This window comes from Candidatus Sodalis sp. SoCistrobi (assembly GCF_900143145.1).
GTDB lineage: Bacteria > Pseudomonadota > Gammaproteobacteria > Enterobacterales > Enterobacteriaceae > SoCistrobi.
In genome coordinates this window covers 1-5,075 of the sequence record NZ_FRDB01000207.1, presented here as the reverse complement: position 1 = coordinate 5,075, position 5,075 = coordinate 1, and the positions used below count along the sequence as shown (strand labels likewise).

Annotated in this window: 4 protein-coding genes and 1 pseudogene; 4 read left to right on the top strand and 1 reads right to left on the bottom strand. The window is 55.7% G+C overall.

Going from position 1 to position 5,075, the window contains the following annotated elements; all coding sequences use genetic code 11:
* The coding region (locus CINSTRO3249_RS12640; RefSeq protein ID WP_143146879.1) for an integrase core domain-containing protein at positions 1–229 on the top strand (229 nt) is incomplete at its 5' end.
* A 37-nt stretch (positions 230–266) separates the two neighbouring features.
* Positions 267–1,880, top strand: a pseudogene (yccS, locus tag CINSTRO3249_RS12635) (YccS family putative transporter); the annotation flags it as partial.
* 12 nt (positions 1,881–1,892) lie between these two features.
* On the opposite strand, the gene CINSTRO3249_RS12630 reads toward yccS, so the two are convergent.
* Entirely contained in the window at positions 1,893–2,498 is a 606-nt protein-coding gene (locus tag CINSTRO3249_RS12630; protein ID WP_074013537.1) for a TfoX/Sxy family DNA transformation protein, read from the bottom strand.
* Positions 2,499–2,694: 196 nt separating this feature from the next.
* Here CINSTRO3249_RS12630 and sulA point away from each other — a divergent pair, with 196 nt between their 5' ends.
* Positions 2,695–3,201, top strand: coding sequence for an SOS-induced cell division inhibitor SulA (gene sulA / locus CINSTRO3249_RS12625; RefSeq protein ID WP_074013536.1), 507 nt, complete (start codon positions 2,695–2,697; stop codon positions 3,199–3,201).
* 352 nt (positions 3,202–3,553) lie between these two features.
* Entirely contained in the window at positions 3,554–4,630 is a 1,077-nt protein-coding gene (gene ompA, locus CINSTRO3249_RS12620; RefSeq protein WP_074013535.1) for a porin OmpA, read from the top strand.
* Positions 4,631–5,075: the final 445 nt, after the last annotated feature.

Below are 5,075 nucleotides of genomic sequence, written 5' to 3'. Positions count from 1 at the left end.
CGGCGACTCCTACGATAATGCGATGGCAGAGAGTATCAACGGGTTGTACAAAACGGAGGTTATCCACCGCGGGAGCTGGAAAAACCGGACGGAAGTGGAGTTGGCCACGCTGGACTGGGTGGACTGGTACAACAACAGAAGGCTGCTCGGGCGGCTGGGTTACATCCCTCCTACTGAAGCCGAAATGAACTATTACGCTTTGCAATTAGCATCAGAGGAAGCGGCGTAGTATTGCCAAAATTACTCTCTAATAAACTCGGGGTTATTCACGCTGCTATCGGTCACTGGCCCACTATCTCTCAGCCAAGGCAGGCTGTTTCGATCCCGACAGCGAAGAAAGCGACGATAGCATCCTGATAACGGTGGCTATGGCTAACGGCCAACTGGTGGAGTCGCTCAACCAGGTAAAAGCCACGTTGCTGACGCGCCTGCGCGGGGATCGCGGCCAGCGTGGCACCCGACGCAGCCTGCACTATTATTTCGTCGCCCAGGATATTCACGAACGAGCCAGTTCGGCGCACGCACGCTATCAGCAACTCCGTGAGGAATTGCGCTTCAGCGATGTGTTGTTCCGCTTTCAGCGCCTGTTGGAAATGCAGGCCCGCGCCTGCGAAAACCTCGCGCAGTCTATCCTGCTACGCCGTCGTTATCAGCACGACTCACGGTTCGAGCGGCTTTTTAACCATCTTGACGCCGCCATCGCCCGCGCCGGTACGGGCGCGCCTCTTGCCGCACTGCACCCTTTACTCAATAACCTGCGGGCGATTGATGCCCAACTGGCCACCATCGAATCCGAGCAGGCCATCGCCCGCATGCCGGCCGAGGAAAACAATCTGTCAGACGATAAGCTGACCGGCTGGCAGGATATCCGCACCCGCCTGCGGCTGAATCTGACGCCGGAATCCGCCCTGTTCCGCCACGCGGTGCGCATGTCGCTGGTATTGTGCGCCGGCTATACGTTCATCCGCTTGAGCGGCATGCACTATGGCTATTGGATAATGCTGACCAGTCTGTTTGTCTGTCAGCCAAACTATCAGGCCACCCGGCGGCGTCTGGCGCTGCGTATTGCCGGCACCGTCGCCGGGGTATTAATTGGCCTGCCGGTACTGTATTTTGTGCCGTCCACCGAAGGGCAATTGGTGCTTATTGTGTTAAGCGGCACGCTGTTCTTTGCCTTTCGCAACAGCCAATATGCCCAGGCTACCCTGTTTATCACCCTGCTGGTGATGTTGTGTTTCAACCTGCTCGGCCAAGGTTTTGAGGTTGCGGTGCCGCGTCTGTTCGATACCTTGGTAGGCTGCGCCATCGCCTGGGCGGCGGTGAGTTTTATTTGGCCCGACTGGCGCTTTCGCCGCCTGCCCGCCGTGGTGGAAAAAAGCCTGACCGCCAACTGCCGCTATCTGGATGCCATATTGGTGCAATATCATCAGGGAAAAGACAACCGGCTTGATTACCGCGTGGCGCGCCGGGACGCGCATAACCGCGATGCGGAGTTGGCGTCGGTGATGTCGAATATGTCCGCGGAACGCCGCGCGGGCGGGGAGCTGATGGATAACGCTTTCCGCCTGCTGTGCCTGAGCCATACCTTCCTCAGTTACATCTCCACCCTGGGCGCACACCGAGGGCTTATTGCCAACCCGCTGGTGCTGGACATCCTCAATGACGCCACCTGTTATGTAGATGATGCCCTGCATCACCAGAACGGCGACGCTTTCCAGGCGCGTCTCGCCCAGGAGCGTGACCGCCTGCTTACCCGTATTGCGCAGTTGGGAACGCAAACGTGCGCCCAAGAACAACTGGTGATACAGCAGGTGGGCCTGTTGTTGACGCTGCTCCCTGAATTTACCGGCCGTAGCCGGCAGATAGCGCAGCTCAGCTAGCCCACGGCCGATTTACCGACAGGCATGGCGGCGATGCCACTCCATCAGTTCGTTACGCAAACATTGGGGTAGCGTCGCCAGATGACGCCCCGCCAGCGCCCCTTCAAGAGCAAACAGCACCTTCACGCTCAGGTCCTGCTTGATATTGCGCAATTTTAGATAGCTATCTTTGGCACCATGGTTGCGCAATGCGTCCACATTTTGGATACCGGCTTTCCACAGCAGCCGCTCAATACCCTGGCCGATGTTGGGCAGATCTTTCAGACGCTGGTGACTGGCCCGCACCTGCCGTTCACGGCACGCCTCCTCAAGCGCCTGCCTCCCCAGCGTTATTAGCGCTGCCGGCGCGTCCCACAGGGTTTCCGATACATGATAATAGTTCAGCGATACCGGAATGCCGCGCTTGGTATAGATGAGTTTGCGCATGCCCAGTTCGCGATAGCGGTATTCGTTGCCGCGAATACCGCGCAGCCAGCACTCTCCTTCAAGGATCAGCGCGAACATCACACCGTCAGCCACCACGCTGTAGCCGCCAAATTGTGAACGGGTTTTAATCTCCCCCAACGGCGAGAACAGCGTTCTCGTTTGTTGAATACGTAACTTATAGTTCGCGTCCATGCGTTTCTCCTGTCGTACCTGACATTGCGTGGCGCGATTACGCGACCGCCGCATCACGTCCCGCAGGCTATCAACTTAATTCGCGCAATTTAAATACCGATTAACGGATCTGCGACGCAGATTGAATTTTTGGGTTGATTTTAACACGCATCGAGGATGCTGTTTTTTTATACAGTGATACAGGGGCAGACATCCAATGCAAACTCATCCTTATGCCACACCCATTACCGGCGCACGCCGCAGCCATGCCGCACAGTCTGAAAGCGCAAATGCGCCTCTGGCGCAGGGGGGAATCAGCGAAGTGGTTTATATCGAAAATCAGCCGGTGGTTGGACATATTCTGCTGCCGCTGCTGCGTCAGCTGGGTTTGCAATCGCGGTGGCTGCTGTGGCTGACATCGTCGCGGCGCCTTAGCCGCCCCTGGCTGGCGCAGTCAGGCCTGCCGTTACAAAAGGTGGTGCAGGTGCGCCAGCCGTCGGCGTTTGATACCGTCGCGGCAATGGAAAAGGCCTTGCTTACCGGCAATTCCAGCGTCATTCTCGGGTGGTTTCCCGCAGAGCTGTCGGAAACGGACAAGCGCCGTTTACAAAATGCCGCCCAGCAAGGTGGTACATTCGGCTTCATAATGTATCCGCAAAACGGCTTGAATCGACAATCTAGACAGTTTTCCGCGTTAAAAATTCATTCAACTTTGTATCATTAAGTAAAATTAGGATTATTCTCAGGTCGACAGCCCGTCGACCCGGATGATCACCTCCCAAACGGGTTAAATCCAGTGATTATGCGGCTTCTAACCCGGTTTCTTTTCCATCACCAGCGTTTTTTTTAGCCGGTTTTATCCCTCGGCGACGCCCTGAAACGCTGTTTTTTATTAGCGGCTTACTACATCTTACTTGTAAGTTTCCTACTTCGTTGTAGACTTTAATTCGCCGGGGTTGCTCTATAACGCTATTTTAATGGCGATGCACAGAGCCTGAGTACGAACGCCGGCAATGGATTTCTTAAATTAGCTTTAAAAGCTCATTGCCTATTTGGATGATAACGAGGCGCAAACAATGAAAAAGACAGCTATCGCACTTGCAGTGGCACTGGCAGGTTTCGCAACCGTAGCGCAAGCCGCTCCGAAAGACGACACCTGGTACACCGGCGGCAAACTAGGCTGGTCCCAGTACCACGACACCGGTTTCTACGGTAACGGTTTCGACAACCGTATCGGCAACGGTCCTACCCGTGATGACCAGTTGGGCGCGGGTGCTTTTCTAGGCTATCAGGCGAACCCTTACCTGGGCTTCGAGCTGGGCTATGATTGGCTGGGCCGTATGGCGTATAAAGGCAGCGTGAATAACGGTGCTTTCAAAGCGCAGGGCATTTCCCTCGCAGCCAAGCTGAGCTACCCGCTGACCGACGACCTGGACATCTACACCCGTCTGGGTGGCATGGTATGGCGTGCTGATTCCAAAGGTGCTTACGACAACGGCAATGCCGGCCGCGTAAGCGACCATGATACCGGTGTTTCGCCGCTGGCCGCTGTGGGTCTGGAATATGCCTGGACCAAAAACTGGGCCACCCGTCTGGACTACCAGTGGGTTAACAACATCGGCGACGCTGGTACCGTTGGCGCCCGTCCTGATAACTCTTTGCTGAGCGTCGGCGTGTCCTACCGCTTCGGCCAGGATGAAGTCGCTGCTCCGGCTCCGGCCCCGGCCCCGGCTCCGGTTGTGCAGACCAAACGCTTCACTCTGAAGTCTGACGTCCTGTTCAACTTCGACAAAGCCACGCTGAAACCTGAAGGTCAGCAGGCGCTGGATCAGCTGTACTCCCAGCTGAGCTCGATGGATCCGAAAGACGGTTCTGTCATCGTTCTGGGCTATACCGACCGTATCGGTACCGACCAGTACAACCAGAAACTGTCGCAGGAACGTGCGCAGAGCGTCGTGAGCTACCTGGTTTCCAAGGGTATTCCTTCCAACAAGATTTCCGCTCGCGGTATGGGTAAATCCAACCCGGTTACTGGCAACACCTGTAACAGCGTGAAAGGTCGTGCTGCTGTCATCAGCTGCCTGGCCCCGGATCGTCGCGTAGAGATCGAAGTGAAAGGCATCAAAGACGTGGTCACTCAGCCCCAGGCTTAAGTTACCATGATGAAAAAACCCCGCTTCGGCGGGGTTTTTTTATGCCTGGCGGGAAAACTTGCCTCTTGGGCAGGTTAAACTTGTTGGGCAGCTCTTGCACTCAGGCAGCTCTTGCACTCAGGAAGCTCAGGAAGCTTAGGCAACTGAGGCAACTGAGGCAGGCTATCTATACGAAACTGCCCGTTAATGCATCATAGCGACGTGGCCGCTCCCCTGTATGACCCGTGCCCGGGCACCCCAATCCGCTCATTCCCTCCTTAGCTCCTTTGCCTGAGCGCTACTCTTGCCAAGCGTTAATGGCACCTCTTCCCCCCAGAAGAAGCATAGGTATCTACACATTTATCGTGATACCTGTTATTACTTTGCAGAATGATTTCAACCTATCTGTTGGCGGGATTGACTCTCGCCTTACCCGCCGATATCAGACGCTGGTTAAACAGCATAT